Here is a 24,970-nt window from a genome sequence, read left to right on the forward strand (position 1 = left end):
TTATATTATAAACATTCGTTTTACTAATGGAAATACCGATGATACTATAAAGCCACTATTAAATGTTTGAAAGGGGGGAATACTAATGACACCAAAACAGGCAAATTTATTAATGGCAAGCGTCTCTTTAGTATGGGGAACATCTTATATTTTCATGAAACTTCTCGCTGATAGTGTTTCTCCTATTACAGTGGTAGCTTTACGGTTTGGGATTGCATTTCTAGTTATGTTTGTTTTATTTAGTAAGAAATTAATGAGTGTGAATGTCAAAACATTAACGTACAGCGCTATCGTTGGCGCATTATTATGCGGAATTTTCATTGCTCTCATGTATGGGATGAAAACAACAACTGCTTCTTCAGCAGGCTTTTTAACAAGTACAACCGTTATTTTAGTGCCTATTTTGCAAATACTAATTACACGAAAGTTGCCTCGGAAAGAAATTCTATATGGATTAACCACTGTTGCTATTGGTTTATCGCTACTTACGATTAAAGAAGATTTTACATTTGCTTCGGGTTCAATTTTATGTTTAGCTGCTGCCTTTCTGTATGCGGTTCACATTATAGTTACAAATTATTTTGTTCAAGACGTTGATGCTTTTCAATTAGGGATTTTCCAACTCGGCTTTGCCAGTCTTTATGCTGCGATAGGAAGTTTCATATTTAAAGCACCTATTTTACTAAGTGACACAAAGGCTTGGCTAGCAATCCTCGGGTTAGCAATTATTTGTTCTGCATATGGGTTTGTCATGCAGCCAATTGCTCAAAAATACACTACCCCTGAAAGTACAGGTTTTTTATTTTCTCTCGAACCAGTTTTTTCAGCCATATTTGCATTTATCGTTCTGAATGAAAATATGGGTGGGCAAGGATATTTAGGTGCTTCGCTAATTCTAGCTGGTGTAATCATTGCAAATCCGCCATTTAAAAAACAAATTAAATTGAAGGAGATAAAAGAATGAATATTTTAATTATCTACGCACATCCAGAACCGAAGTCTTTTAATGCAGCATTAAAAGACCTTGCTGTTTCAGAATTAACTACCTTAGGCCATGAAGTCAAAGTATCCGATTTGTATGCTATGAATTTCAAGGCAGTTGCCAATAGTGAAGACTTTAATGAACGAGAAAACAAAGAGTTCTTAAAGTATGCAGTAGAACAAAAACATGCAGTTAAAACAAATAGCTTTTCAAAAGATATTGAAGAAGAGCAAAAAAAGCTTGTATGGGCAGATTTTGTAATTTTTCAATTCCCTCTATGGTGGTACTCGGCTCCAGCTATATTAAAAGGATGGTTTGATAGGGTTTTTGCTTCGGGATTTATTTATTCAAGGGATATGCGGTATGACACAGGGGGCCTAAAAGGAAGAAAAGCAATGTTATCTATTACAACAGGATCTCCTAAAGATGCCTATACGCCACACGGAATGGATGGAGATATTCATGAGAAAATTCTTTATCATATCAATCATGGGATGCTTTATTTTGCTGGGTTAGAGCCTGTTGAGCCATTTATCGCATGGACTCCATCACATGATGAAGAAGATCGAAACGTTTACTTAGAAAAATACAAATGGCGCTTAAATCATCTTTTAGATATCCCTTCAATTAATTATCATCCACAATCACATTATGACGAGAATCATCAATTGAAAAGTAAATATAGATAGTGAATGATATTGTAGAAAATGACCACTCCAACTGGGGTGGTCATAAAATTTGCTTGTGAAAAAATATGTATTAAAAATTAAATCCAACTATGCTAAAAGTTGAAAACCCTTGATACTATGTAATTGAACGGAAGGTTGGCTAAACAAATTGTAACCTAGGCAGTGCTACTTGGTTCAATATTTAGAAAAATATAGTAAAATATTTACTGATACTATGCATGTAATCATAAAGAGATAATGAGGGGATAGCATGAAAACATTTATTTATATGGTGAGGCATGGGGATTCACCGAAAGATGGAAATGAAAGAACAAGAGAGTTAACCGAAAAAGGACGATTAGATGTGCATCAAATTACGGCTATCTTACAGGAAGAGGAGATTGATACTGTAGTCTCAAGCCCATATCATCGTTCAATCCTAACCGTGCAGGAAGTAGCGGATAACATAGAAAGTGATGTAATTGTATTTGAAGACCTTAAAGAAAGAATTTTTATCGCTGGAGATAAGCGAATAGCTGATAAGGACTTATATCCTCTATTAGAAAAGTCATTCGCTGACCCAAACTTTGCTTTAGCAGAAGGGGAATCTAATGCAGACTGTCAGAAACGTGCAATAAAAGTATTAAAAGAACTATTAAACACATATCAAGGTCGGAAAGTGGCGATAGGAACGCATGGGGCTGTAATGACATTAATGATGGGGCATTATGACAATAAATATGATTTGGACTTTCTACTCCATACAACAAAACCAGATATATACAGAATGGAATTTGAAGGGCAAGAATTGATTGAGGTAAAAAGATTATGGAGTATGAAATAAACGACTAGAGGAAATCATATAGACAAATTACCAGGGGCTCATTAGAAAGTGAGTACCTGGTTTTTTGTCATTACATACAAGTTATTGAGGAATGGATTCGTTAGATGTTAAGGGTTTGATTGCCTAGCTTTATCTTTCAAGCTGATATATAAGGACCCATTTGTTTGAACCTGAGCAAAAAAGACATCTTCAACAGATTGTATATTTTGCTTTTTTAACTTTTTCATTAGCCATTCTTCTGTTAACTCAAGTTCTACTAGGTTTTCGTTTATTAGTTGGCCATCTGAAACCACTTCTGTTGGTAGGTAAGTGGGAGGTGATACATCTGCTTTAACATCCTGCTTCGTAGCAATTTGTTCAGAAGTTTTTTGCATAACACTGAGTTTACCATCAGTTTCAAGTACTGCATATTGTACATCCTGTACAGAGAAAATTGCTTGTTCGCGTAACAACATGGTTAACTCATCCAAATGGAGACGATTTTTCTTTAAGGCAGATTCTAAAATAACTCCTTTTTGTATAACTATAGTAGGTTTATCATCTAGGAGGACACGAGCTTTCTTAGATTTAATAGTAATAATAGTCATTATATACGTTAAAACCCCCCACCAAATGAGTGCAATGAGTGCATCTAAAAAATGTGTTTGGGCTTGTGATGCAATTTGAGCAGCGATCGAACCAAGTGAAATACCTGTTATATAGTGAAAAAAAGTGAGCTGACTAAGTTGTTTTTTTCCGAGGATTCGAGTCAAAATAAGTAGCACAAAAAAAGAAACAATAACTCTTAGTATTATTTCCCAAAACTCTGTATGGATAAAGTCTCCCACAAATAAATCCTCCCTTAAATTGGTGTCGAAAAATAGCCTGTGCAAAAATTTAATGGGTATACAACAATCACGGATCACTGACAAAGGAGCGTTTTGAATATAAACCAATTTATATTCCTATTATGTATAAAAATAAAAGAAGCCACTTATGTAAGTGACTGAGATACTTAAAAATAATCCAAATATAAAATGGAACGGTAATCGCTATGAACTCTAGGGGACGGAAAAAAGGGGTAATTCTCGTCATTCATAGCGATTCCCCCTTACAACTTTAGTATTTACTATGTAAGTTAATTTTAAACAATAATTTATTTAAAGAACATTTATTGAAAAATAATAATTGGCTATTTGTTAACCTAATTTTTCTGCAACTTAAAATCGTATGGGTAAAGATAATCTGGACAATAATAAAGATGAAAAGAGAAAAGAGGTGAATAGATGAGGAAAATACTATTAGGCACTTTTACAGCAGTTCTTTCTACAGGGTTATTATTTGGATGTGGCACAGCTAATGATGAACAGGAGCCAGACCCAACTGAAGAACCATCTGAACAACAAGATGAGCAAAGTCAAAACGATCAAAGTCAAAACGATAACCAAAATAATCATGAAGAAGATAACCATTAGTTATATTTTACATTTTTATAATTACAAAAATGAATAGTTTTAATTTATGGATCAAGATAGATATAACTATCTTGATCTTTTGTTAAACTGAGACGATGAACAAATGCACCAGTTAAATTAAATCAAAAGTTTGATACGTTTATCCAGAAACATTGCGCTCTAAATTCTCTACATTAAATCGAACATCATTTAATACATAATAAATTGAATCCATACTGCTAGACGAGTTAGATGTTCCGATAATATTATCCGTAAAATTATACAAAAACATATTACATAATATATCAACGCTTAGTTTTAATTAGTGGATTAAAATAGCTACCTATAGAGTCTATATTGCTTTGGTTGAGGGAGCGAAACTAAATGCACAACATTATGGAGATGAATCGCACAAACTCAAAATGACAAGGATGACTAAAAATTAGCCTTGTTTCAAACTTCAATTTCGATAGTAGGTAGAATGGGTTTTTGATTTACATAACTATATAAACTGACTATTTTTGAGAATTTACTGAAAATAATATGTTACTATGCAAATATGGAATGTTAATAAATGATGAAAAGGGGAGTTATTATTTTGACCATAAAGTACGAATTTAAAGATTTTCCTCAATTGGAAACAGAACGTTTTATCCTACGAAAAGGAATAGTGGGGGATTGCAAAGATATTTTTGAGCTTTATTCCGATGAGAATGTAGTTAAGTATCTTCCATTAACATCATTTAAATCAGTTGAAGATGCAATGGATGAAATAAATTGGTATGATAAAATTTTCAAAGAACAAATTGGATTAAGATGGGTAATCGAAGAAACTAAGACAAAAAAAGTGATTGGAACATGTGGTTATTTGAATTATGAAAAAGTACATAACCGCATAGAAATTGGGTATGATTTAAGCCCCCAATATTGGGGGAAGGGGATTATGCAGGAGGCTTTAAGCAACATTATACATTTTGCCTTTTCATCGATGGGAATAAATAAGATCGAGGCGAAAATAGAACCGGAAAATAAATCATCTTTAAGATTGGTGGAAAAATTAAATTTTTGTAAAGAAGGTGTTTTGAGACAACATGAATATGAAAAAGGAAAGTATGTTGATCTTGTCATCTTATCGTTATTGAAAAGTGATTATTAGAAGGATTATGAAGAGGTCATACTTTAAAGCTGTTAGTATTCCAGCGATGGGATGTTGCTGTTTTTCCATGCTATTATGATTTGGTGGTGGTATAGATGGACAGTAATTTAGCACATATTAGTCTTGGTGATGTCGTTAATATTGAACTAGCGCTCACTAAACGTAATGGTTTTAGCATCATACCAAATTTATTGGGAAAAACCCGTGGTTGTCATAAAAGACTTGAAACACTCATTTATTTTAAGAGTGTTTTTTGTTGCCCATTATCAGTTAAAAGAAAAATAAATAATTTCAATTAAATACAAAAAAAGGTATATAATAGTATGTTGTTGTAATTAATAAAAGAAGAGGTATAATATTATGGCAGAATTTAACGATAATGTAGCAGTATCTTTTGTATCAAACGTTCCGCATTTAAAATATCTTAAAGATGAAATTCAAGAATTAGCTGAAAAATTTAATTTTAATTATCAGCAACTTTCAAAAATAATAGATTTACCTATAAATGAGATAGAAAATTTTATGAATAGTAAAGGTACAATCACAATTGAACAACAAGAGAAGATTGAGAATAAATTAGCTATATTAAATCATGGGTTTGAAAGTTTTGATGCGAGAGAAAGAGTATCATTACTATTAAATGATTTGATAGCGGATTACATGTTTTCAACTGAAAGTATATCGAAAATTATCCATGTAGAAGAAAAAGAACTTGCCAATTTCAGACGAGGGAAATTATTAACGGATAGAAACGAAGAATTAAAGATCTGTGTGAATGTCATCATGCTTCATTTTGTTTTACATGACTAAGTGTAAGTGGGGGTACTTAATTTATTCCGATCCTGAGCAGTATCATTTAAAAAAATTGTCAACAGAATGGATTTAATGACTATCACTTTATTACATCTCGGGTTGGGATCTTTTCCGCTGCTCGCCAGACCAACAGTTAAATTCACCTTTATAAACAGTTTCTCTTTATACACAATTATTTTGTCATCTTTATAAACAGACGCAAAAAAGTAAATTGCATATTCGAAGTATGCAGGTCAACTATACCGATAATGTAAGCTTTTTCTTCAAAATTTATCTTAATTAATGATAGAAGAATGTAGATGAAAAATTGGTTTACTTTTGCACTAGACAAAGAAGATTTTTTGTTATATAATAAATTTAATAAAATCGTTCGTAAAAGAAACCATGAATTCACATATTACAAAAAGTAATCGTGTATTGATAGATGCTTTTTGCGATGTGTGTCTTTTTTTTTCAAGTAATATGATTTTATTTAATAAGATTAATGGAGGTCATTTAAATGACACAAGGTACAGTAAAATGGTTTAACGCAGAAAAAGGTTTTGGCTTCATCGAAGTTGAAGGCGGACAAGACGTATTCGCTCACTTCTCAGCTATCCAAGGTGAAGGTTTCAAATCACTTGAAGAAGGCCAAAAAGTTGAATTCACAGTAGAAGAAGGTCAACGTGGACCTCAAGCTGCTAACATCGTAAAACTTTAATTTTTAATTAAAAAAAATCAAGCTTAATTGAAGTGACTTCCAATTGTTATTTCATTAGGTAGCGGTTTGGGCATGAGTTCGATATACTATCGGACTCATGCCTTTTAATTTTGCCTTTAGTCGTTTTTTTTCTTGGAGTCACTAGCGAACCTAAAGAGATCTGTCGTATAAAGGTTAGTAACTAATGATTGTAATTAAAAATTTCTTCTTAATAATGTTTTTTGCAGTCGCTCTCTGTATGGAGAGTGTGAATTAAAATATATTGCTCGGGAAATAATTGAAAATTCAGACTTATAACTCTCTATATAGAGGGTGAGGAATAAAAGTGGTTCTTTAAGAAAATAGTCACTACATTAGGTAAACAGATCAAAGTTTGCTGTGTCAAGAGAATCACAATGATGATTTTTTCACCGAGAAAGAAACAATAGATCAAGCGACCATTTATCTTATGGGATATAGAGGGTGGATTTTCAGGTCTGTTGCTCTACATAAACAGGGATCCTTGCGAAAAAAAGGCAGAAACGTTGCATGCACAACATTTCTGCCTTTATTAATTTGCTATTTTTTCGTAATGCGCTGGAAAAATTCGCGTGTTCTGTCCATATCTGTGACATGCTCATTACATGTTTGACTATCCGCACAAATGTAATTGCTATGGCTGGTAAATGTACCAACGATTTGCCCTTTGATAGATGTTGTATATAAGCCAACATCTGAATGGCGATTACAGATGGCGCAAATGCCGCGAATGGTGTTGTTGGCAAATGTGCCCTTGATGCCTTTTAGTTCACCATTTTGCTCAAGGATGACGTATTTTCGATGTGTACCTGGATCATCCCAAGCCAGATAACAAATTTGCTGAAAATTGAATCCTTCTAGATTTGGCAGCTTTAGCTTTTTTTCCTTTTTAAATAAAGCTTTGAGCGTGCTAGCTGTCACTGGCTTGAAAGGAATAACATATGGTTTTAATTGTTCTAAAATTGCATCCCCTTGCGCACGATCGGTTACAGTCAAAAGCTGTTCAACAAGCATTGACTCTTCAGCGGAAAGCGCTAATTTTAACGTAATCTCGGTATCGACTAGACCACGGACTGCCAAGATTACATTTTTATCCTTCGTTGTCGTTAGGGCATGTAAAATTTTGCTTAATTGCTGTTCAAGTAAATGATAATTTGCCACCGTTAAAAACGGCTGTATTGTTTGTTTTTCCATTTGAAATCTCTCCTGTTTATTAGGCTATTTTTTAAGAGAATTTGGCCTAAAGAGATCATTCAATATTATGTTATTTGTATAACTTAATCTAGACCTCTTTGACCTAAAGAAGTCGTTCTAGAGCAAGCATTACAAGTGAATGCGTTCATGTCGATTCCTCCTTGAAAGAAAACTACCCTTATTATAACATCTTTTGACAATTTGATAAATGATAAAGTTGCCTTTATTTTCTGAATTGTTAGATATACAAAAAATGCTATAATAGTATGAATTGGTTATGAAAGGGGAAATTTTTATGAAACAGACTACTGAATTTAAAACAATGATGACTTGGAAAAATGATAAATTGTAGGAGGCACTATGATACTAAATAAACAAGGTTTTGATTTATGGGCAGATGGTTATGATCAAACTGTTCAACTAAGTGAAGAAAATAATCAATATCCATTTGCAGGTTATAAAGCGATTTTAAATAAAATTTTTAACGAAGTAATGGAAAATCCTGCTTCAACTGTTTTAGATATTGGCTTTGGGACAGGCGTTTTAACAGCTAAACTTTATGAACATGGACATCCTATTAGTGGCTTTGATTTTTCATCCAACATGATCGCTATTGCGAAGGGAAAAATGCCACAAGCAAACTTAATCGAATGGGATTTAACAAAGGGGTTGCCACCAGCATTGTTGCAGCAACAGTACGATGCCATTATTAGTACGTATGCTCTGCATCATTTTACAGATGAGCAGAAGGGTGAGTATATTTCACAATTATTACAGCACCTAACGCCAAATGGTAAAATTTTAATTGGTGATGTTGCCTTTGAGACAAGAGAGCAGCTAGAAAAATGCCGTTATGATAGCAGGGGGTATTGGGATGATGATGAATTTTACTTTGTGCATGAGGAGCTAAAATCCTTATTGCAGGATATTTGTCAGCTAACATTTTACCCGTTATCGCATTGTGGTGGAGTATTTGTAATTTCGGGGCTACCTAAGGATCCTGCATAAATGCTTTTTAAAGGCGAGTGATTTATCTAACATTGTAAAAAGAATGAATACTGATGCGATTGACGAGTTTGAAAAAGGTGTTCATGTAAAAATCATCAAAAGTTAGGGGATAAATTCTCAACTTTCTTGATAAATAAAAGAAAGGGGCTGTCAAAGGACAGCTCCTAAGACTGTAGACAAAAAGAATCGAGAAGTTCACACTCGATTATTCCTTTTGTCTTTTTTTCTTCTATGAATATATTTAAAAATGGTGATTTACTACCCATTTAAACATACTCTTCAAGCTTTTAAGCTGCCTATTATGTCAAAGTAGCCAGTTTCTTTAAATCCATGGCAGCGAAAGTAAGCATAACCTACATGGACTCTAGTTTTTGTACTAATTGATCAATCGTTAACATTTCTAATTGTTCACGTTCATTGATTTGATTCTTCATCATCATGGTTCATCACCTCGAAAGTATACTTTTTATCAATATATGAATAAGGCGTTCTTTATGTAGAAGTTGATTGGAACGAAGGGCGGCGACTCCTGCAGGAAAAGCGGGAAAGTCGAGATCCTGGATTGAGTGGAGCGAGGGAAGCAGCTCGACCCCGCCCGCGGAAAGCGTCCGCCCGTAGTGGAAATCAACGGCTTTACTTTATTTCATTGTAAAAGTAAAAAGACTGTAGGTAAACTCTCAAATTTTTTGAGTTTGTCTATGGTCTAAGGGGCTGTCAAAGGACAGCTCCTTTTCACTGTTAAGCGAACATGGATAAAATATATTTGCCAGATAGCATAAATACAGCATAGACAGCGAGCGCACTCATTACAGAAATGCCTGGTTTAAACCAGCTTGTTAAAAGAAAGGCAAGTACAGTAAATAACAGCATGCCCACTGCTCCAAAAACCGTGTTTTGTAAGACCGTATGAAAGGTATCTTCTTTCATATTTTTTATCTGCATGCCCATATTAATGAGCGTTAGAATCGGCAAGGCTGTAATAATGCCTGACAAAAATAAATATTTCGATTGACTTAATAGTAGCGCTAACACCATGATCGTGCCGCCTACTAAAAAATAGAGAAAGTATAGCATGCGATGCCCTCAATTAAATTCAGAATAGAGTAATAATACTGTAGAATTAAAGTGTCTACAAGTACCTATTTATCATATTTAGCAAGATGCGCAGAAAGATAGATGATTATGAAAAATAGATAGAATATTTTTGAAAGGATGAATAGCGTTGTGCTTAAAAAAATATCTGAAAATATAAACTTTATCTAGGTAGCTATTAATATATCGTGTTTTACGATATAATCGTAAGAAGCGATATATTAAAGGAGTTAATTCGATGATTAAAGATATAAATGACTATTTTACAACGATTTTCTATCATCTACATACAACACATGAAGATGTCATTTCCCATCAAAGCGTACGTATTTTACAGATGATTCAAAAGGAAGCAGAAGTAACGGTGCGCGATATTGCAGGATTATTAAATATTTCTCATAATACAGCGTCAGAGCATGTTAAAAAGCTGGAACGCCATGGTTGGGTGACGAAGGAACGTGCGAGTGATGATCAACGCAAAGTTATTCTGCATTTAACGGCAGAAGGGTTACAAGTGTTGAAGAAAAACTCGGAATTAGATGATGATAAGCTACAGAACGCACTTAATCAGCTGACTGAACAGGAACAGCAAGCTATTTTACAGGCATTCAGACGTTTAAGTGAGGTGGCGAAATAATGTATACATTCTTTAAAATTCTTAGCTCAGCAGCGATCATTGGTATTGTGACAGAGGTGGCACGAAGATTTCCTACGTATGGAGGGGTTATTGCCGCATTACCATTGGTAAGTATTTTAAGTATTATTTGGCTAACCGTGCAAAGTGAGTCGAGTGAGCATATTCAGCGCTTTACAGTGGGCGTAATTGTGGGCTTGCCAGCAACGATGTGTATGCTTTTCGTTATTTACATGGCAATGAAATCCTCGCTTCATATTGTACCTGCCATTGGTTTAGGTGTACTTTCATGGGCTGTGTTCTTAGGCATCCAGAAGGCGATTGCAGGTGTTTTTCATATTTCGATTTAAAGAAGGAGTTCAAACATGACAATTATTGCGATACAACAGGTACCCCAACAAGCTGTGCTGCAATTTTTTAAAGAACATTGGGGAAGTACAGAAATGGTTATTTCTAGTGGAATCTATGACTGTAGTCAATTAGAGGGCTTTGCTTTTGTGAATGAGCAACAGGATATTACAGGTCTTATAACCTATGTCATTCGGGAAAATGACTGTGAAATCATTTCATTGGATAGTACAGTAGAGGGCAAAGGGATTGGTTCAGCTCTAGTGAAAGCAGTAGAGCATGAAGCTTTTGAACAGGGCTGTACAAGCATTTCCCTTATTACGACGAATGATAATTTATATGCCTTGAAATTTTACCAAAAACGAGCGTATTGTTTAATAGAAATACTTCGCAATGCAGTCGAAAAAGCAAGGGCGTATAAGCCTTCTATCCCATTAATCGGTGATGACGGCATTCCGATACGAGATGAAATACGCTTACAAAAACAACTTGACTTCCAGTAAGTCAGGTTGTTTTTTGTTATACTGGTAAAGAGGAAAGAGAGGGAAAGTATGAAAAAACTACTATTTATTTTATTACTGAGTGTTCTTGTAGTTGGAGCGATTTTTATGATTTATCTCAAAAGTAATCCACCGCTTGTCATTCAAAGCTATACGAGCAAACAGAACAATGAGGCAGTAAAAATCATTGCGCTTAACAATAAAGGCCTGCGAGAAATTAAGCTTAAGCAACTACTCGTCAACGATAAGCTCCCTGACAGCGCGCAGCTTGTGATTAGTAAGTCAGAACCATTTGAGGCTGAAACAAAGCTAGAGGGAAACAGTCATATGTCTTTTCATAAATTATCACAGCGAACAATTTTACCTACACGATACATAGATCAACAAGCCATTGGCAAGCAGCCCCAGCATTATGCTGTTCAACTGCAAGCATCTGAAATAAAAAAAGTAACAATTCAATATGAGTATTTAAAAATACCTTTTACGTTAACTGCTGAGCTACAAGCAAACAACTAATCAAATATGAGGCATATTTTGTCTTATCCTTTATGCCTGTGTCAATTCCTTAGATTGTTTGATGAAAAGCACCTATCTATCCTAAATCATGGTAATATTTTAGTAACAGCAATCGTGATACTAGGAGGGACCTAATGGCATTTATCTTCTTTGGTATAGTACTAATTATCTGTGTTATCACTGTGGCTTTAGTGTTTATGAGGAAGTTTTCAAAAAATGATATTATGCTTGAAGTTGTAGCTACCTGTGAAGGGAGAAATGAAGACAATCAAGCGATTATGAGAATATATTTTACGTATTCCATTGGCAGACTTGCCAGAAGGAGACGAGAAATCATAGGGAGTATAGAATGGTCTGAAGGTTGGATGCCTGTTAGCTATAACTTAAAAGAGAATGGTGTTTATTATGAGGAACGACTTTTGTATGCAACGACTGAGCAGTCTTATTCTACCTTTGAAATCAATGCGATAAATGCCATTGATGAGCAAGGGCGAGGAGAGGGCTATGTTGTTCTTGTACTGGAAAAGCCGAATCCATCTACCATATCCAGAGCAGGTGTCGTCCTTGCTGTTACGGCCAATATGGTAACGTATCAATTATCAGACTCAACAAGCTGGCACAATGATGTTGTGGTGAATTAGCTATCCAATGAATTGGGTAGCTTTTTTGGTGCTCAAAAGTAAAATTAGGATTTTTATGGAACCAAATGGTGGGAATATCGTATAGAAAGAAGAAGGACTTGTAGGATGGAGGAGAATAAGATGTCCGAAAAAAACATGGACTTAAAACGAATCGCCATAGATGAGCAAATATGTGCACTCTTGCAGCAACGGAAAGAACTATCCAGTCTTACCCCAGGTTTTCCCTCAGATGAAACAATCTCGGAATGGGCGCAGAAATATGGCTTTGATGATACATTTTTAGCCACGTTCTTTCACTTAATGAAAACAGAAAAATATTATAAATCAAAAGTAGAACCATCTGGCTTTCGTCACTATATTCCTGTCTTACAAACGGTGGGAGTGGGTGAGCGGTTGTATACGGTTTCCTACATTCGCCAATACGAAAATGCGAGTGTTGTGCAGTTATTGGTTGATTGGGATGAACAGCAAGAACCCTATCATGATATTCGCAAAAAATTGGATCGAAAACATGTTGGCCTATTCATCGAAGGGCCATATGAATGCCGCTATAATGGTACAAGTGGCTCAGATGGACATGAATGCACTAAATTTATTGTGACACCACCATTGCCAGATGACATCAAGGGGCTTGATTTTGTTTTTACACAATATGAAGATGTCTTTGAAGAAAAGCCAACGGGATTTGCTGTTACCATTCATTGTTAGGGGGAATGTTCAATGAAAAAATGGATTGTTCCATTGGTTTTAGTCATCCTATTAGCGGCCTGTCGAAGTCCTGAACAAGAGGTGCACTATATCGCTAAAAGTGAACATTGGAAAGCGATTTATCATAGTAATGCCGAGGAGGGCTTACGCTTATTTTATTTAGGGGATAACGATGATTTGGGGCCGTTACAACTGACAATTGAAGGGAATAAAGAAAGTCAAACTTTAGATGACATTCAGTTAAACAAAGATGGGTATTATTCCTTCACAAAAAAAGAAAGTGAGAGAATCTTTAAACGTGATGCCAAACCAATGATTCATATGCAATGGCAGTCTGAAGTTGAGACTTTAGATGTGAAAAATCATTAGGAGATGACAAGAATATGCGGATTGAGCAACGTGATGATGTCGTGGTCATTAATGGACTAGAGATCAGTGGATCTATTCAAAAAAACCAAAAATGCTCCACTTGCCAAAGTCCTATCATTTATGACGACACGTTCGATAGTTATTTTTGTGCAAGCTGTAATGAGTGGCTAGAGGAGGCATGTGATGATCCGCATTGTAGCTACTGTGTACAAAGGCCAAAACCCCCATTAAAATCCCATGGATAATTGATTTCATTCAATGTTTGACAAAATATCCAGCATTCGTTATAGTAATTAACAATTTCATGTAATGATGAAATGGGCAATGAAAAGGACAAGAGATTCGATCAACCATTTTCAGAGAGGGAGGCATTAGCTGCAAGCTTCCTAATGACGTGATCCCATCTTACTACCTTGGAGCTGTGCTTGGAAACTTGCACCGTTTTTTGCAACGTTACAGCAAAGTCAATGAGCCACTAGCACGTAAACTAGTGGGAATTTGGGTGGAACCACGGGTAAACAACACATACTCGTCCCTTTGTAGGGGCGAATATGTGTTTTTTTATTTTATCTTCATTTTTTAAAATAAAGGAGTAGAGAACATGTCAAATCAAGATATTCACATTCAATTTCCAGATGGTCAACAGCAAACATTTACAAAAGGCGTGACACTAACCGATATTGCACAAGCGATTCGTCCTGAGCTTCGCAAAAAGGCAGTGGCAGGGAGTGTTAATGGAACCATCGTTGATTTGACGCGCCCGATTATGGAAGATGCTCAAATTACATTGTACGATGCAAGCTCGAAGGAAGGGATCGAAGTCATTCGTCACTCAACGGCCCATTTATTAGCACAGGCCATAAAGCGACTATACCCACATGCTCAATTTGGAGTAGGTCCAGTAATCGAAAACGGGTTTTATTATGATATTGAGATTGCGGATACGCTGACACCGAATGATTTGCAACAAATTGAGAAAAAGATGAAACAAATTACGCAAGAAAATGTACCAATCCACAGACGTGAAGTGTCACGCGAAGATGCCAAGCAATTATTTGCTCATGATGCGTTAAAGCTAGAATTATTGGATGCAATTCCGGCTGATGAGTCCGTAACGATTTATGAGCAGGGAGAGTTTTATGATTTATGTCGCGGCCCACATGTCCCTTCTACTGGAAAGTTACAGCACTTTAAACTAATGCATGTATCGGGTGCTTATTGGCGAGGGGATAGCAACAATCAAATGCTCCAGCGTATTTATGGTGTAGCTTTCGCAACAAAAGAAGAGCTGCACAATCACTTCATCTTTCTGGAGGAAGCGGAAAAGCGTAATCATCGCAAGCTAGGCAAAGAGCTGTCGTTATTTATGTTTTCAGAGGAAGCACCGGGTATGCCATTTTATTTAGCAAACGGGCAAATCTTACGTAATGAGCTAGAATCGTATTTGCGAAATTTACAAGCGAAATATGACTATAAGGAAGTGCGAACGCCACTGATGATGAATCAGCGCTTATGGGAGCAGTCAGGGCATTGGGATCACTATAAGGATAATATGTATTTTACACAGGTGGATGACCAAAGCTTTGCCTTAAAGCCAATGAACTGTCCAGGTCATATGCTGATTTTTAAAAATAGCCTACATTCCTACAGGGATTTACCGATTCGTATGGCAGAATTTGGGCAAGTACATCGACATGAATTTAGTGGAGCCTTGAATGGTCTGTTACGTGTACGGTCATTTTGCCAGGATGATGCACATATTTTTGTGACACCACAGCAAATTGAGGATGAAATTGCGCTCGCGTTAAAAATTATTGACGAGGTGTATAACGTATTTGGATTCCAGTATGCTATTGAATTATCGACTCGACCAGATGATTATATGGGTGATTTAGGATTGTGGGATCAAGCGGAAGCGGCACTCGAAAATGTACTGAAGAATTTAGGCGTGGCCTATACAATTAATAAGGGCGATGGCGCTTTCTATGGACCGAAAATTGACATTCATATTAAAGATGCGATTCAGCGAAGTCATCAATGTGCAACGGTTCAGCTAGATTTCCAACTACCTGAGAAATTTGATTTAACATATATAAATGAACTCAATGAAAAAATAAGACCTGTTGTCATTCATCGAGCAGTATTCGGGTCGATTGATCGCTTCTTAGGTATTTTAATTGAACATTTTGGCGGGGCGTTCCCAACTTGGCTTGCACCTCAACAAGTGCAAGTAATTGGTGTAGCAGATGCGCACCAAGCTTATGCTAAGCAAGTAGTGGAAGAACTACAAAATGAACAGATTCGTGTGCAATTAGATGATCGTCAAGAAAAGTTAGGTAAAAAGATACGAGAAGCACAATTGCAAAAAATACCTTATATCATTGTGATTGGTGATCGAGAGGTTGCCAACCAAAGTGTGACTGTTCGTAGACATAGTCAGCAAGATTCAGTTGAAAAATCTCTGCAGCAATTAATAGATGAAATAACAGCAGCCATTCAACAAAAAAGTCTATAAAAAAGAGAGCTTGCTTTGAATCACTAACATTCAAGGCAAGCTCTTCAAAAAATAATTTCTATTTTTTTGAAATGACTACTAGAATCTACGTGATGTGCATACAATGTATTAATGGTGCTTGGAACTTTCTTGAAAATGTGAATCTCCAAGTAAAACTACTTGTGTTTCAGCGTCGATGACAAGGAATTTATGATAGGTCTCATCGGAATTGTGCTGAAAGGATGCTAAAAAATAAATTTGTCGATTGGGATGAATAAAAGTATGTTGAGAGAGGTCTATTATTTCATATTTACTATTTGTTTGTAGATAAAAGCTTTGCGTTGCCTTTGATACATCTTTAAAAGCCATTTTTTGACGAATATTTAATGAAGCAAGGGGATATTCTTCGTAAATAGCTCGATTAAGTTGTTGATAAAATTCGTCCTCATCACGAAACGATTGAAATTGGTTGTTTGGATATTGATATAGTGTATTTATTTCAGTTGGTGTGCATAGTGTGGGTGTTGTATGGTCTACTGAATGTTGAGGTGGCAATAATATTTTAGAAACAACCATAAAAGTTAAGATGAATATTTGCATCATTCAACCTCCAAATGTCTTCTTATCAAAAACATCGCCTACTTTTTCGTGCTCTATACATCTAGAGATTTGGCTAGGTGAATACATGCAAAGATAAAACCAGCCAAAGAAATATTGTCTGGCTTTATCAAAATCTATTCTTTCTTCTATTATATGCCTCGTAATGATTAGGAAGCTTGTGCTTGTTTTAAATATCTATTAAGTAGGACATCCAATTCTTGACTGTAATCTACCACAACAGGGTGGGTGAAACCAAGATCCTTAGCCTTTTTATACATAATTCTTCGTTTGATCTCAATTTCCGCCTTCAAGAATTGTTTAAGCAATAAGTTTACCAAGATATTTTCCTCCTAATTTTTTATCCCTATTCTTGAAATGAATTTCTCGTGACCTCGATTCAACTTTTTCATTGTATATCACTTATATTAAAAAAAATGTCATATTGTGTATCGTTAATTAAATTCGTAATTTAGTCTTATATAAGGACCTTCATCCTGCTTGGTGATGTGGAATATTTTTTATCGTAATAGATAAAAAATACTTTATTATTTCCATTTTATTGAATAAAATACGAGACTTAAAACCCTGTTGATTGGAATGGCAGGGTTATTAGTTTGTTTAAATTTAGAAAATATTAAGCGAAAAAATGAAAGGCAATAAACCTTTTTTACTATGAAAAAAGTTGTTGTTGATGATTGAATTTTCCGAAATTTTTCCTTGCAATTCAAATCTTGTCACATTTTATCAAATTAACTTTTATGTTGTTTAGAAATGAGGACATTTCATTTTGTTTGGTGAAATGTTGAGAATTTTTGAAATTAATGGAATAATAGGTGGGAGATTTGAGATGATGAAAAAGCTAGTTTGTGTTGCTGTTATGAATGGCTGAATGATATGCGATTACCTATAACAATAATGAGTTCTTGACAATAGAAATGTTTAAGAAACAATTACTGGCAAATGAACTAATAGAATCCTATCAGATAGTATGATCGCATTGTCATTAATGAAGCTAACACAACGGAAATTCAGGTTGTACAATTGGAGATTTCTGCGGGAAGTCAGCGTTACCTAATAACCTTTGCACACCAAATGCAAAAAGGTAGTAGAAGATTTATTTAACTTGATTTAGCTGGCGCAAACTCTTCCTGAAGCAAGTTAAAAAAAGAGAGCTTTTTTAGTGTTCTCAAAAAATCAGGATTCAAATAGACAGAGGATAAATTGAGGTGAAACAGATGACCGTAATTTATTTTGTAAGACATGCACATGCCCATTATTCTGTGGATGAATATCACCGTCCACTATCCGTACAAGGGATGAAAGATGCGGAGCGTGTCACGTACTTATTCAAAGAGCAACAAATCGATGCGGTTTATGCTAGCCCTTATCGTAGAGCGATTCAAACAGTGGAGGGCATTGCACAAACCCGTCATCTACCCATCCAAACGGTGGATGCTTTAAAAGAACGACAGCTTTCCAGTGGTGCGATGGAGGATTTTCAAGCAGCGGTTCAACAAGTATGGCGTGATCCAAGCTTTGCGTGGGAGGGTGGGGAGTCTAATCAGCAGGCTATGGCCCGTGCTGTTCAAAGCTTGCAAGCAATTATGCTTGCTCATCCACAAGAGACCATCGTAATAGGCACGCATGGTAATATTATGGTATTAATGATGCACTATTTTGATCCTCAGTATGGTTACGCATTTTGGCAAAAGTTAACCATGCCAGATGTTTATCGACTAACATTCCAAGGGTTATCGTTGCGGGAGGTAAAGCATGTGTGGCAGGAAGACAGAGCATAAATTTGATTTATGGGAGAAGACAATGTTACTTAACTTACATAATTACATAATAAATTGGATATTCCTGATGGGGAATTTAGCTTGCAAGATTTCAATAATGAGTAAAAATGGATGAGTTCATGCCAGGTAATAGAAAGGGTTTAGTGGAAAAGAGTTGGCATGTTGAACAAGAGATACTAATTATTTAGTATCTCTTGTCCTGTAGAGTTAATCACGCTGCCATTCAGAACGTAATAAACCAAATAATAGTACGTCATGAAATGTGCCGAAGCGGAAAAGTTCTTGCCGTAAAATACCTTCTTTAGTGAAGCCGCATTTTTCATAGGAGCGAATGGCTGCTTTGTTGAAGCTGAAAACCTGTAGCTTAATTTTCTGGACAGCCATGTAATCAAAAATAAAGTCAATAAGCGTTCTCATCGCATCCGTGCCATAGCCATGACCGTGCCACTGCTGGCCGATTGAAATGCCCACAGCGCAAGTGCTGTTTTGCCAATTTACTGAATAAACACCACAGGAGCCAATCAGGTCATTGGTTGTTTTTTCATAGATGCCAAAAATGAATTCCTCCTTTTTTCCACTAATACCGTGAAAGAATGCAGTGTGATCCTCGACAGTATGTGGGAAGGGAATCTCATCATTAGCGAGTAGCAATGACGTGTTTTCACTTTCGATGGCTACAAAGGCTTCTAAGTCAGCAAGAGCCATTTGCTGTAAAGTGATAGAATGACCAGCTAAAAATGTTTTTATATAATTTTCCATTATTTTATTCTCCCTTTTAAGGGCTGCAAGTAGCGTTACAACCCTACGATTGTAGATATAACCTTTACGTCTACTGCAATTCTAGCACTCATAGGCACATCTCCTTTGTTGTGAATACTTACATAGTAGCATGACGAACCTATAGCGCGAAAGATTTTTATGTTAAAATATGTAATAGTCTAGTAGAGAGTGAGGGATTTCAATGCGCACAGCTTATTTTAATAATTTATTACAATACTTACCTGAAGAGGAACAACAACAATTGCAACAGGCTATCGGTGCAACAGACGGACAAATTAAAGCTTTACTGGAAGTTTTTCCGAATTGCCCACAATCCTTGATAGAGTTATTACAGGATGTTAATGGTACTTATTATTGTAAACATGGCCAAGAAACGATCAGTGTCCTTGTTTTAGGCTCCGATTTAGGGGACTATCCGTACTATCTAAAGTCGGTTGAGCAAATAATAGCAGATTATCATAATAAGCGTGAAACGATTTTTGAACGATATCAAGATTTTTTAGATTATGTAGAAGTAAATGAAAAGATTACTATGCATGTGCCATTGAACGAGCGGTTATGCTTTGCAGATTGCATGAATAACGGTGGAACATCTAGCCTTTATATCGATTTTTCTCCTAATGAGGGTGGACAAGTTGGACAGGTGGTACGTTATGTACATGATCCTGATAGCTTTGAGGTGATAGCCTCATCCTTTGATGACTATTTACAGCAGCTAATGGAAGGGGACTACGAATTTACTGCACTATATGAGGAGGAGTTCTGATGGCCATCATGTTAATGTTCTATGAAGAAAAAGCACAAAAATTAATAGATCGGTATACAATAACTGAAGAACAGCTCCGCTATACAATATCTCCACAAGATAGTATCGAACTGGCTATGCAGGATACTAGTCGACATGCAATTTTAGCGATGGACGGTGACAAGCTTGTTACTTTTTTTGTGCTCCATGAAAAAGAAGGGGTTAAGCCCTATTCCTCCAATGAGCAGGCACTATTAATCAGGGCTTTTTCTACCGATTATTTTGAACAAGGAAAAGGCTATGCCAAGAAAGTACTCCAATTGTTACCTGACTTTGTTCGCAAGCATTTCTCGCATATTAATGAACTGGTGCTAGGGGTGAATGTGCCAAATATAGCAGCGCAAGCGCTATATAAGAAGTGCGGATTTGTGGATGAGGGTAGACTTGTAAAAGGGCTTCGGGATGAGATAAAGGTAATGAGCTATACCATAAAGGATGATGGAAATTGGGGCAAATAATAGAAGCAACGTTCGAACATTTACAAACACTTTGTACAATAGATCAAGAAGTTATTGGTGATCAATCAAGAGGTGACGAAATTAGGAAAGCTATTGAGGAAAAACGTTGTCTGCTCTATCAATCAGCTAAAGGCATTGCAGGTTTTCTGCTGTTTACTGATGACTTTTTTGGGCATTGCTTCATTTCCTTAGTTATTGTTAAACTATCAGAACGGAGAAAAGGAGTCGCTTCTGCGTTAATACATGCTTATGTAAACAGAGCCAAAACGACAAAAGTTTTTTCTTCTACTAATCAATCCAACACGAACATGCAACGAGTATTTCCGACCTTAGGGTTTGTCAAAAGTGGCTTTATTGACAACTTAGATGAGGGTGATCCTGAAATTATTTATGTACACAAGAAAGCCTCACCGCAGGAGTAGGGTGAGGCTTTCATTTATTTTTTTGCTTTTATGAATAAAAAGGACGGACGGCGTAGCTCCTTCTCAATAGAAGGAAGCTGTTGAATGGCTTCCTTGCCTGGGATAGGCTCAACTATTTTTTCAATCGTTAAGCCATGGGTAATTAATGTATTTACCATTGTAGCAATCGTGCGATGATATTTGACTACACCGTCTACCAACCAAGTTTGCTCACGTAAGCCTTCTTCCTGATAGTGATCCACGGCATAATGAAGACGATTATTGTTTTCGTCATAAATCCAATTATCATCCAATGTGTGACGAGCTGTAGCAATCGGGTGCTCCACAGAGAAAATAAAAATACCATTTGGACGAAGCTTTTGAGCAATTTGACGAATGACTGCATCAAAATCTTTCACATAGTGTAGGGAAAGCGAACTTGTTATACAATCAAAGCTATTCGAAGCTACTTCATAATCCTCTATTGCTTGCAGCTGATAGTCAATTTGTGGATGGCTATGTTCCTGTTTGGCGATGGCCAACATATTGCTGGAAACATCTAATGCTGTTACATGTTTGGCATGATGGTCGATACAGTAGTTGGCGAATTCGCCCATGCCACAGCCAATATCGAGTATTTGTAAATTCGCCAACGGTGGCAATAAAGACTTCATTGTGGGCTGCTCCAAGAGACGATTATAATTATATTGCTTTTGCCTTAAAGCTTTGTATTGATTAAAAAAAATAGGATTGTCATAGATATTTTGTTTCAATAGTAACCTCCATTTAGTGAAACATAACGTTATGTCAATTGTGCGCATCCTTATTGTCCCATGGTGACCAAAAAAGAAATAGACTTTTATTACAATTTTTTGTAAGATGTAGATAGAGGCATGTCATTTTTTTGAATATGATTAATTTCCATCTATTAACAGATAGATGGTTTATTTATTGAGGAGGAAACTAATGAAAAATTATTTTCTACTCACAACAACGCTGTGCCTATACAGCCTCACACTCGTGACGCATTATTTTTTAACTTTCCTAGAGAATGGTAGGGCATTCCTTGGTGTAACAATGGTGATCCCACTCGTATCCGTTGTCCTTGTTCAAAAGATTTTCGCCAAAATGTCCATTTTGCCTACTTTTTCTATATCTAAACCAACATGGCCATGGCTCCTAGCTAGCATCTTCATCCCTTTTTCGTTAGGGATCATACTGCATTTTTATTTTTATGTTACCCACCACGACTCTTTTCTCATCAAGACACCTTTCCAACTGATTTTTTTATCTGTAATAGGATTAACCATTAGTACTGGCTCCGCTTTTTTAGAAGAAATTGTCTGGCGCGGTAATTATCATGTTTCTTTGCGTCAACGTTTCAGTTTCGGTTCCACAGCATTCATAATCGGTGTGTTATGGTCATTCTGGCATTTACCTATTGCTTTGATATATAAACTATACATCTTGCCTGGCGTGGGGATACCTTCCTATTTAGTACTACTTTTTGTGTTATCACTTGTGCTTTCAATCGTTCGGGAATATGGTCAATCCATTATACCCGTTGCGATTTTCCATGGTATGATGAATGTCTTTTACTTAAGCGAAGGACAGCACATGACCGTTTCCATAGAAAAACAAGAGTTGATAAAATGTCTCATGCTGACAGTTGTTTTTTTCCTTTTGTGTCATAGGTTTGTAACAATTCCTAAAAATAAAAATATTTAAAGGGAAAAGCTGGCACTTCTTGCAAACGAGAACGTTCTTATAATTTGGAAGCAAATTCCGAAAAAGAGACGCTGGAGGTATTCTATTGAATCAAGAAACATTATTATCTATTAGTAGCAACGCCTTATTTATTGCCTTTATTCTACTGCTTATCGCCATTGTACCATTAGGGCTTGCAGTCAAATCAAAGGGGAAAATGTTTGGCAAGCTAGGGCTATTTCTCACTTATGTAGCATTTGCACTGCAGCTCGTTTATTTTGTCGTGCGATGGGTGGCTGTAGACCATGCACCTGTCAGTAATATGTACGAATTTATGACATTCTTTGGCATTATGCTCACAGGGAGTTATTTAATTATCCATTTCTTATATAAGCAGATTGTTGTCGGTTTATTTACAATCCCTGTGTCATTAATCATCCTTGGCTATGGAAGCGTTTTCGCCAAGGAAGTATCACCACTCGTTCCTTCTCTGCAAAGTCACTGGTTAACGATCCACGTCATGACAGTTGCTTTTTCCAGTGCTGTTTTATCGGTGTCTTTTGCCACTGGGTTAATTTATTTATTAAGAACGTTAGATATCACTAAAAAATCCATCAGTACATATAGTTTAGAGTTTGTCTTGTATTGTTTAATTGTAGTAATTGGCTTTATTGGCGCATCGACCTTTTTCAGCGTAGCGGCTGATGATGTACAAGTACGTTTTGATAATGCACAGGGACAGCAAGAACAAGCAAGCTACTCAATGATGCCCTTAATTGTTAATAAAGGTGCGGTTAAAGAGAGTGGTGAGGCGGTAGGTTTTGTAGAAATAACGAACAAAATTGATGCCAAAAAATTAAATTCGATTGTCTGGGCGTTTATGGTTGGCACTATTTTATATGGTGTCATTCGATTAATGACAAGAAAATCGATTAGTGCCTTATTGAAGCCGTGGACAAGCCGTGTTCAGCCACAATTAATGGACGAAATATCTTATCGCGCTGTCGTTATCGGTTTCCCATTATTTGCATTAGGTGGTCTATTATTTGCCATGATTTGGGCGCAAATCGCTTGGAGTCGCTATTGGGGCTGGGATCCCAAAGAGGTTTGGGCATTGATTACCTTTTTATTCTATGCAGCCTTTCTTCATTTCCGCTTATCGAAAGGCTGGGAAGGGGAGAAGACAGCCTGGTTAGCCATCATCGGCTTCGGCATCATCGTGTTCAACCAAGTATTTGTCAATTTAGTTATTGCAGGATTACATTCTTATGCGTAGGCTACTTATGATGATTTAGTGGGTACTTCACTCATTTGTGTGGTGAGAATGAATAAATCTTTTGGACGGGGAACGCTGAGATTGCTACAAAGTGAGTGAGAAGTGATCAAACTAATAGGACCCTGCTTGAAAGAAAGTGCCAGGCAACCAAACTTACAGAAAACCCCACTCAACAACAATGAAAGGAGGAAAAATCCTATGACCATGTCCTATTTCCTCAAATTAAATAGCGTTAGTCTGTTGTATGGTCTGATGTTCTTTCTATCCATGGAGTTACAGGTCAATTATTATCGTATGCTAAGACTTACTGGCTGGGAGGGGGGCTTTTTGGATATTTTCTTACTTCTTGTTCAGCTAGTGGGGCTTATTGTAGCGACGATGTTTATGTATAAGCTCGTTACTGCATGGCTTGGTCACAGTCGTTTTGTTTATGGAACAATGATACTTTGGCTGCCTTATACAGTGATTTTTACAATGGTATTTGCTCGTCTATTTCCTATTGAAAATCGCGGGGATATGCCAGCGCCTGTGCAAGGACTTATCCTCTTGGTCATGCTTGTAGGGTATCCGTTGTATATTTGGATGATTAGTATTGTTGGTAGGACATGAATCATGCCAAAAAAGAGACATCCTGAAATGGATGTCTCTTTCTATATGCACGTCTATGTTAGGTGAAGATTATAGTTTCACTACATTCGTTGCTTGAGGTCCACGGTTTCCTTCTTCTACGCCGAATTCAACTTTTTGGCCCTCTTCTAACGTTTTGAAGCCATCAGATTGGATAGCTGAGAAATGTACGAATACATCGTTGCCACCTTCAACTGCGATGAAGCCAAAACCTTTTTCTGCGTTAAACCATTTAACTGTCCCTTGTGTCATGTAAACACCCTCCCAAAAAAATTCAACAATCAATTTCTTCGATCACATATAAAAAACGTATTCAAAAGCTCGTATTACTTTTGAATACGCGTTTTTAATCATAGTAATGAAGTAATGTAATTATTAGCTTTATTATAGTACAGAATT

At 36.3% G+C, this 24,970-nt stretch carries 33 protein-coding genes; 25 read left to right on the plus strand and 8 right to left on the minus strand.

Annotation, left to right across the window (positions count from 1 at the left end):
- Positions 1 to 85: 85 nt before the first annotated feature.
- From GJU32_RS05660 to GJU32_RS05670, 3 genes are all read left to right on the plus strand, one after another.
- Positions 86 to 964: a DMT family transporter gene (locus GJU32_RS05660; protein ID WP_155590971.1), complete on the plus strand. Its 879-nt coding sequence runs from the start codon at positions 86 to 88 to the stop codon at positions 962 to 964.
- Positions 961 to 1,671 (plus strand): NAD(P)H-dependent oxidoreductase, encoded by a 711-nt coding sequence (locus tag GJU32_RS05665; RefSeq protein WP_155590972.1) that lies wholly within the window; start codon positions 961 to 963, stop codon positions 1,669 to 1,671. Before GJU32_RS05660 ends, GJU32_RS05665 begins: the two co-directional genes overlap by 4 nt.
- A gap of 250 nt (positions 1,672 to 1,921) precedes the next feature.
- Positions 1,922 to 2,494 (plus strand): histidine phosphatase family protein, encoded by a 573-nt coding sequence (locus GJU32_RS05670; protein ID WP_155590973.1) that lies wholly within the window; start codon positions 1,922 to 1,924, stop codon positions 2,492 to 2,494.
- A gap of 107 nt (positions 2,495 to 2,601) precedes the next feature.
- On the opposite strand, the gene GJU32_RS05675 is transcribed toward GJU32_RS05670, so the two are convergent.
- Complete coding sequence (locus GJU32_RS05675) at positions 2,602 to 3,321, minus strand: DUF421 domain-containing protein (protein WP_155590974.1); 720 nt, start codon at positions 3,319 to 3,321, stop codon at positions 2,602 to 2,604.
- 438 nt (positions 3,322 to 3,759) lie between these two features.
- Between GJU32_RS05675 and GJU32_RS05680 the strand changes: the two genes are divergently transcribed.
- From GJU32_RS05680 to GJU32_RS05700, 5 genes are all read left to right on the plus strand, one after another.
- Entirely contained in the window at positions 3,760 to 3,948 is a 189-nt protein-coding gene (locus GJU32_RS05680) for a hypothetical protein (RefSeq protein WP_155590975.1), read from the plus strand.
- Between the two features lie 613 nt (positions 3,949 to 4,561).
- Positions 4,562 to 5,083, plus strand: coding sequence for a GNAT family N-acetyltransferase (locus GJU32_RS05685; RefSeq protein ID WP_230874949.1), 522 nt, complete (start codon positions 4,562 to 4,564; stop codon positions 5,081 to 5,083).
- Positions 5,084 to 5,178: 95 nt separating this feature from the next.
- Complete coding sequence (locus GJU32_RS05690) at positions 5,179 to 5,382, plus strand: hypothetical protein (protein WP_155590977.1); 204 nt, start codon at positions 5,179 to 5,181, stop codon at positions 5,380 to 5,382.
- 61 nt (positions 5,383 to 5,443) lie between these two features.
- Positions 5,444 to 5,893 (plus strand): HTH domain-containing protein, encoded by a 450-nt coding sequence (locus GJU32_RS05695; protein WP_155590978.1) that lies wholly within the window; start codon positions 5,444 to 5,446, stop codon positions 5,891 to 5,893.
- 502 nt (positions 5,894 to 6,395) lie between these two features.
- Entirely contained in the window at positions 6,396 to 6,596 is a 201-nt protein-coding gene (locus tag GJU32_RS05700) for a cold-shock protein (protein ID WP_004225195.1), read from the plus strand.
- A 558-nt stretch (positions 6,597 to 7,154) separates the two neighbouring features.
- Here the strand turns inward: GJU32_RS05700 and GJU32_RS05705 are convergent.
- Positions 7,155 to 7,808, minus strand: coding sequence for a FusB/FusC family EF-G-binding protein (locus GJU32_RS05705; RefSeq protein ID WP_155590979.1), 654 nt, complete (start codon positions 7,806 to 7,808; stop codon positions 7,155 to 7,157).
- A gap of 360 nt (positions 7,809 to 8,168) precedes the next feature.
- On the opposite strand from GJU32_RS05705, the gene GJU32_RS05710 reads away from it, so the two are divergent.
- Positions 8,169 to 8,816: a class I SAM-dependent methyltransferase gene (locus GJU32_RS05710; RefSeq protein ID WP_155590980.1), complete on the plus strand. Its 648-nt coding sequence runs from the start codon at positions 8,169 to 8,171 to the stop codon at positions 8,814 to 8,816.
- Between the two features lie 738 nt (positions 8,817 to 9,554).
- Here GJU32_RS05710 and GJU32_RS05715 read toward each other — a convergent pair.
- Entirely contained in the window at positions 9,555 to 9,890 is a 336-nt protein-coding gene (locus GJU32_RS05715) for a hypothetical protein (protein ID WP_230874950.1), read from the minus strand.
- Positions 9,891 to 10,146: 256 nt separating this feature from the next.
- Here GJU32_RS05715 and GJU32_RS05720 point away from each other — a divergent pair, with 256 nt between their 5' ends.
- From GJU32_RS05720 to thrS, 9 genes are all read left to right on the plus strand, one after another.
- On the plus strand, positions 10,147 to 10,545 hold the full coding sequence (locus GJU32_RS05720; protein WP_155590981.1) for a MarR family winged helix-turn-helix transcriptional regulator: 399 nt from the start codon (positions 10,147 to 10,149) through the stop codon (positions 10,543 to 10,545).
- The gene (locus GJU32_RS05725) at positions 10,545 to 10,892 is read left to right on the plus strand and encodes a DUF3147 family protein (protein WP_155590982.1); all 348 of its coding nucleotides are present in this window, start codon (positions 10,545 to 10,547) and stop codon (positions 10,890 to 10,892) included. Before GJU32_RS05720 ends, GJU32_RS05725 begins: the two co-directional genes overlap by 1 nt.
- Positions 10,893 to 10,907: 15 nt before the next feature.
- Positions 10,908 to 11,393, plus strand: a complete 486-nt coding sequence (locus GJU32_RS05730; RefSeq protein WP_155590983.1) for a GNAT family N-acetyltransferase — start codon at positions 10,908 to 10,910, stop codon at positions 11,391 to 11,393.
- Positions 11,394 to 11,441: 48 nt separating this feature from the next.
- On the plus strand, positions 11,442 to 11,906 hold the full coding sequence (locus tag GJU32_RS05735) for a hypothetical protein (RefSeq protein ID WP_155590984.1): 465 nt from the start codon (positions 11,442 to 11,444) through the stop codon (positions 11,904 to 11,906).
- A gap of 134 nt (positions 11,907 to 12,040) precedes the next feature.
- Positions 12,041 to 12,547 carry a hypothetical protein gene (locus GJU32_RS05740; RefSeq protein ID WP_155590985.1) on the plus strand — a complete coding sequence of 169 codons (507 nt, stop codon included), beginning with the start codon at positions 12,041 to 12,043 and terminating at the stop codon, positions 12,545 to 12,547.
- Positions 12,548 to 12,667: 120 nt separating this feature from the next.
- Positions 12,668 to 13,255, plus strand: coding sequence for a hypothetical protein (locus GJU32_RS05745; RefSeq protein WP_155590986.1), 588 nt, complete (start codon positions 12,668 to 12,670; stop codon positions 13,253 to 13,255).
- A 12-nt stretch (positions 13,256 to 13,267) separates the two neighbouring features.
- On the plus strand, positions 13,268 to 13,624 hold the full coding sequence (locus tag GJU32_RS05750) for a hypothetical protein (RefSeq protein ID WP_155590987.1): 357 nt from the start codon (positions 13,268 to 13,270) through the stop codon (positions 13,622 to 13,624).
- 14 nt (positions 13,625 to 13,638) lie between these two features.
- Positions 13,639 to 13,869 (plus strand): hypothetical protein, encoded by a 231-nt coding sequence (locus tag GJU32_RS05755; RefSeq protein ID WP_155590988.1) that lies wholly within the window; start codon positions 13,639 to 13,641, stop codon positions 13,867 to 13,869.
- Between the two features lie 356 nt (positions 13,870 to 14,225).
- Positions 14,226 to 16,139 (plus strand): threonine--tRNA ligase, encoded by a 1,914-nt coding sequence (gene thrS, locus GJU32_RS05760; protein ID WP_155590989.1) that lies wholly within the window; start codon positions 14,226 to 14,228, stop codon positions 16,137 to 16,139.
- A 108-nt stretch (positions 16,140 to 16,247) separates the two neighbouring features.
- On the opposite strand, the gene GJU32_RS05765 is transcribed toward thrS, so the two are convergent.
- Both GJU32_RS05765 and GJU32_RS05770 read right to left on the minus strand, forming a co-directional pair.
- The gene (locus GJU32_RS05765; protein ID WP_155590990.1) at positions 16,248 to 16,718 is read right to left on the minus strand and encodes a hypothetical protein; all 471 of its coding nucleotides are present in this window, start codon (positions 16,716 to 16,718) and stop codon (positions 16,248 to 16,250) included.
- A 167-nt stretch (positions 16,719 to 16,885) separates the two neighbouring features.
- Positions 16,886 to 17,056, minus strand: a complete 171-nt coding sequence (locus tag GJU32_RS05770) for an aspartyl-phosphate phosphatase Spo0E family protein (protein ID WP_054612178.1) — start codon at positions 17,054 to 17,056, stop codon at positions 16,886 to 16,888.
- Positions 17,057 to 17,953: 897 nt separating this feature from the next.
- Between GJU32_RS05770 and GJU32_RS05775 the strand changes: the two genes are divergently transcribed.
- Positions 17,954 to 18,517 (plus strand): histidine phosphatase family protein, encoded by a 564-nt coding sequence (locus GJU32_RS05775; RefSeq protein WP_155590991.1) that lies wholly within the window; start codon positions 17,954 to 17,956, stop codon positions 18,515 to 18,517.
- A gap of 207 nt (positions 18,518 to 18,724) precedes the next feature.
- Here the strand turns inward: GJU32_RS05775 and GJU32_RS05780 are convergent, their stop codons facing one another.
- Entirely contained in the window at positions 18,725 to 19,276 is a 552-nt protein-coding gene (locus GJU32_RS05780) for a GNAT family N-acetyltransferase (protein WP_155590992.1), read from the minus strand.
- A 202-nt stretch (positions 19,277 to 19,478) separates the two neighbouring features.
- On the opposite strand from GJU32_RS05780, the gene GJU32_RS05785 reads away from it, so the two are divergent.
- The 3 genes from GJU32_RS05785 to GJU32_RS05795 are packed head-to-tail and all read left to right on the plus strand — an operon-like array spanning position 19,479 to position 20,982.
- On the plus strand, positions 19,479 to 20,063 hold the full coding sequence (locus tag GJU32_RS05785; protein ID WP_155590993.1) for an SMI1/KNR4 family protein: 585 nt from the start codon (positions 19,479 to 19,481) through the stop codon (positions 20,061 to 20,063).
- Entirely contained in the window at positions 20,063 to 20,560 is a 498-nt protein-coding gene (locus tag GJU32_RS05790; RefSeq protein ID WP_155590994.1) for a GNAT family N-acetyltransferase, read from the plus strand. Before GJU32_RS05785 ends, GJU32_RS05790 begins: the two co-directional genes overlap by 1 nt.
- Positions 20,548 to 20,982 (plus strand): GNAT family N-acetyltransferase, encoded by a 435-nt coding sequence (locus tag GJU32_RS05795; protein WP_155590995.1) that lies wholly within the window; start codon positions 20,548 to 20,550, stop codon positions 20,980 to 20,982. Before GJU32_RS05790 ends, GJU32_RS05795 begins: the two co-directional genes overlap by 13 nt.
- Before the next feature lie 14 nt (positions 20,983 to 20,996).
- Here GJU32_RS05795 and GJU32_RS05800 read toward each other — a convergent pair whose 3' ends face one another.
- Positions 20,997 to 21,734, minus strand: a complete 738-nt coding sequence (locus GJU32_RS05800) for a class I SAM-dependent methyltransferase (RefSeq protein ID WP_155590996.1) — start codon at positions 21,732 to 21,734, stop codon at positions 20,997 to 20,999.
- A 193-nt stretch (positions 21,735 to 21,927) separates the two neighbouring features.
- Here GJU32_RS05800 and GJU32_RS05805 point away from each other — a divergent pair, with 193 nt between their 5' ends.
- From GJU32_RS05805 to GJU32_RS05815, 3 genes are all read left to right on the plus strand, one after another.
- Positions 21,928 to 22,689 carry a CPBP family intramembrane glutamic endopeptidase gene (locus GJU32_RS05805; protein ID WP_230874951.1) on the plus strand — a complete coding sequence of 254 codons (762 nt, stop codon included), beginning with the start codon at positions 21,928 to 21,930 and terminating at the stop codon, positions 22,687 to 22,689.
- A gap of 85 nt (positions 22,690 to 22,774) precedes the next feature.
- A complete protein-coding gene (gene ccsB, locus GJU32_RS05810) occupies positions 22,775 to 23,944 on the plus strand; it encodes a c-type cytochrome biogenesis protein CcsB (RefSeq protein WP_155590997.1) in 1,170 nt (389 codons plus the stop codon).
- A gap of 198 nt (positions 23,945 to 24,142) precedes the next feature.
- Positions 24,143 to 24,553, plus strand: coding sequence for a hypothetical protein (locus GJU32_RS05815; RefSeq protein WP_230874952.1), 411 nt, complete (start codon positions 24,143 to 24,145; stop codon positions 24,551 to 24,553).
- 69 nt (positions 24,554 to 24,622) lie between these two features.
- On the opposite strand, the gene GJU32_RS05820 is transcribed toward GJU32_RS05815, so the two are convergent.
- The gene (locus GJU32_RS05820) at positions 24,623 to 24,823 is read right to left on the minus strand and encodes a cold-shock protein (RefSeq protein WP_155590998.1); all 201 of its coding nucleotides are present in this window, start codon (positions 24,821 to 24,823) and stop codon (positions 24,623 to 24,625) included.
- Positions 24,824 to 24,970 lie beyond the last annotated feature (147 nt).

This window comes from Lysinibacillus cavernae, from assembly GCF_009724685.1.
Classification (GTDB): domain Bacteria; phylum Bacillota; class Bacilli; order Bacillales_A; family Planococcaceae; genus Lysinibacillus; species Lysinibacillus cavernae.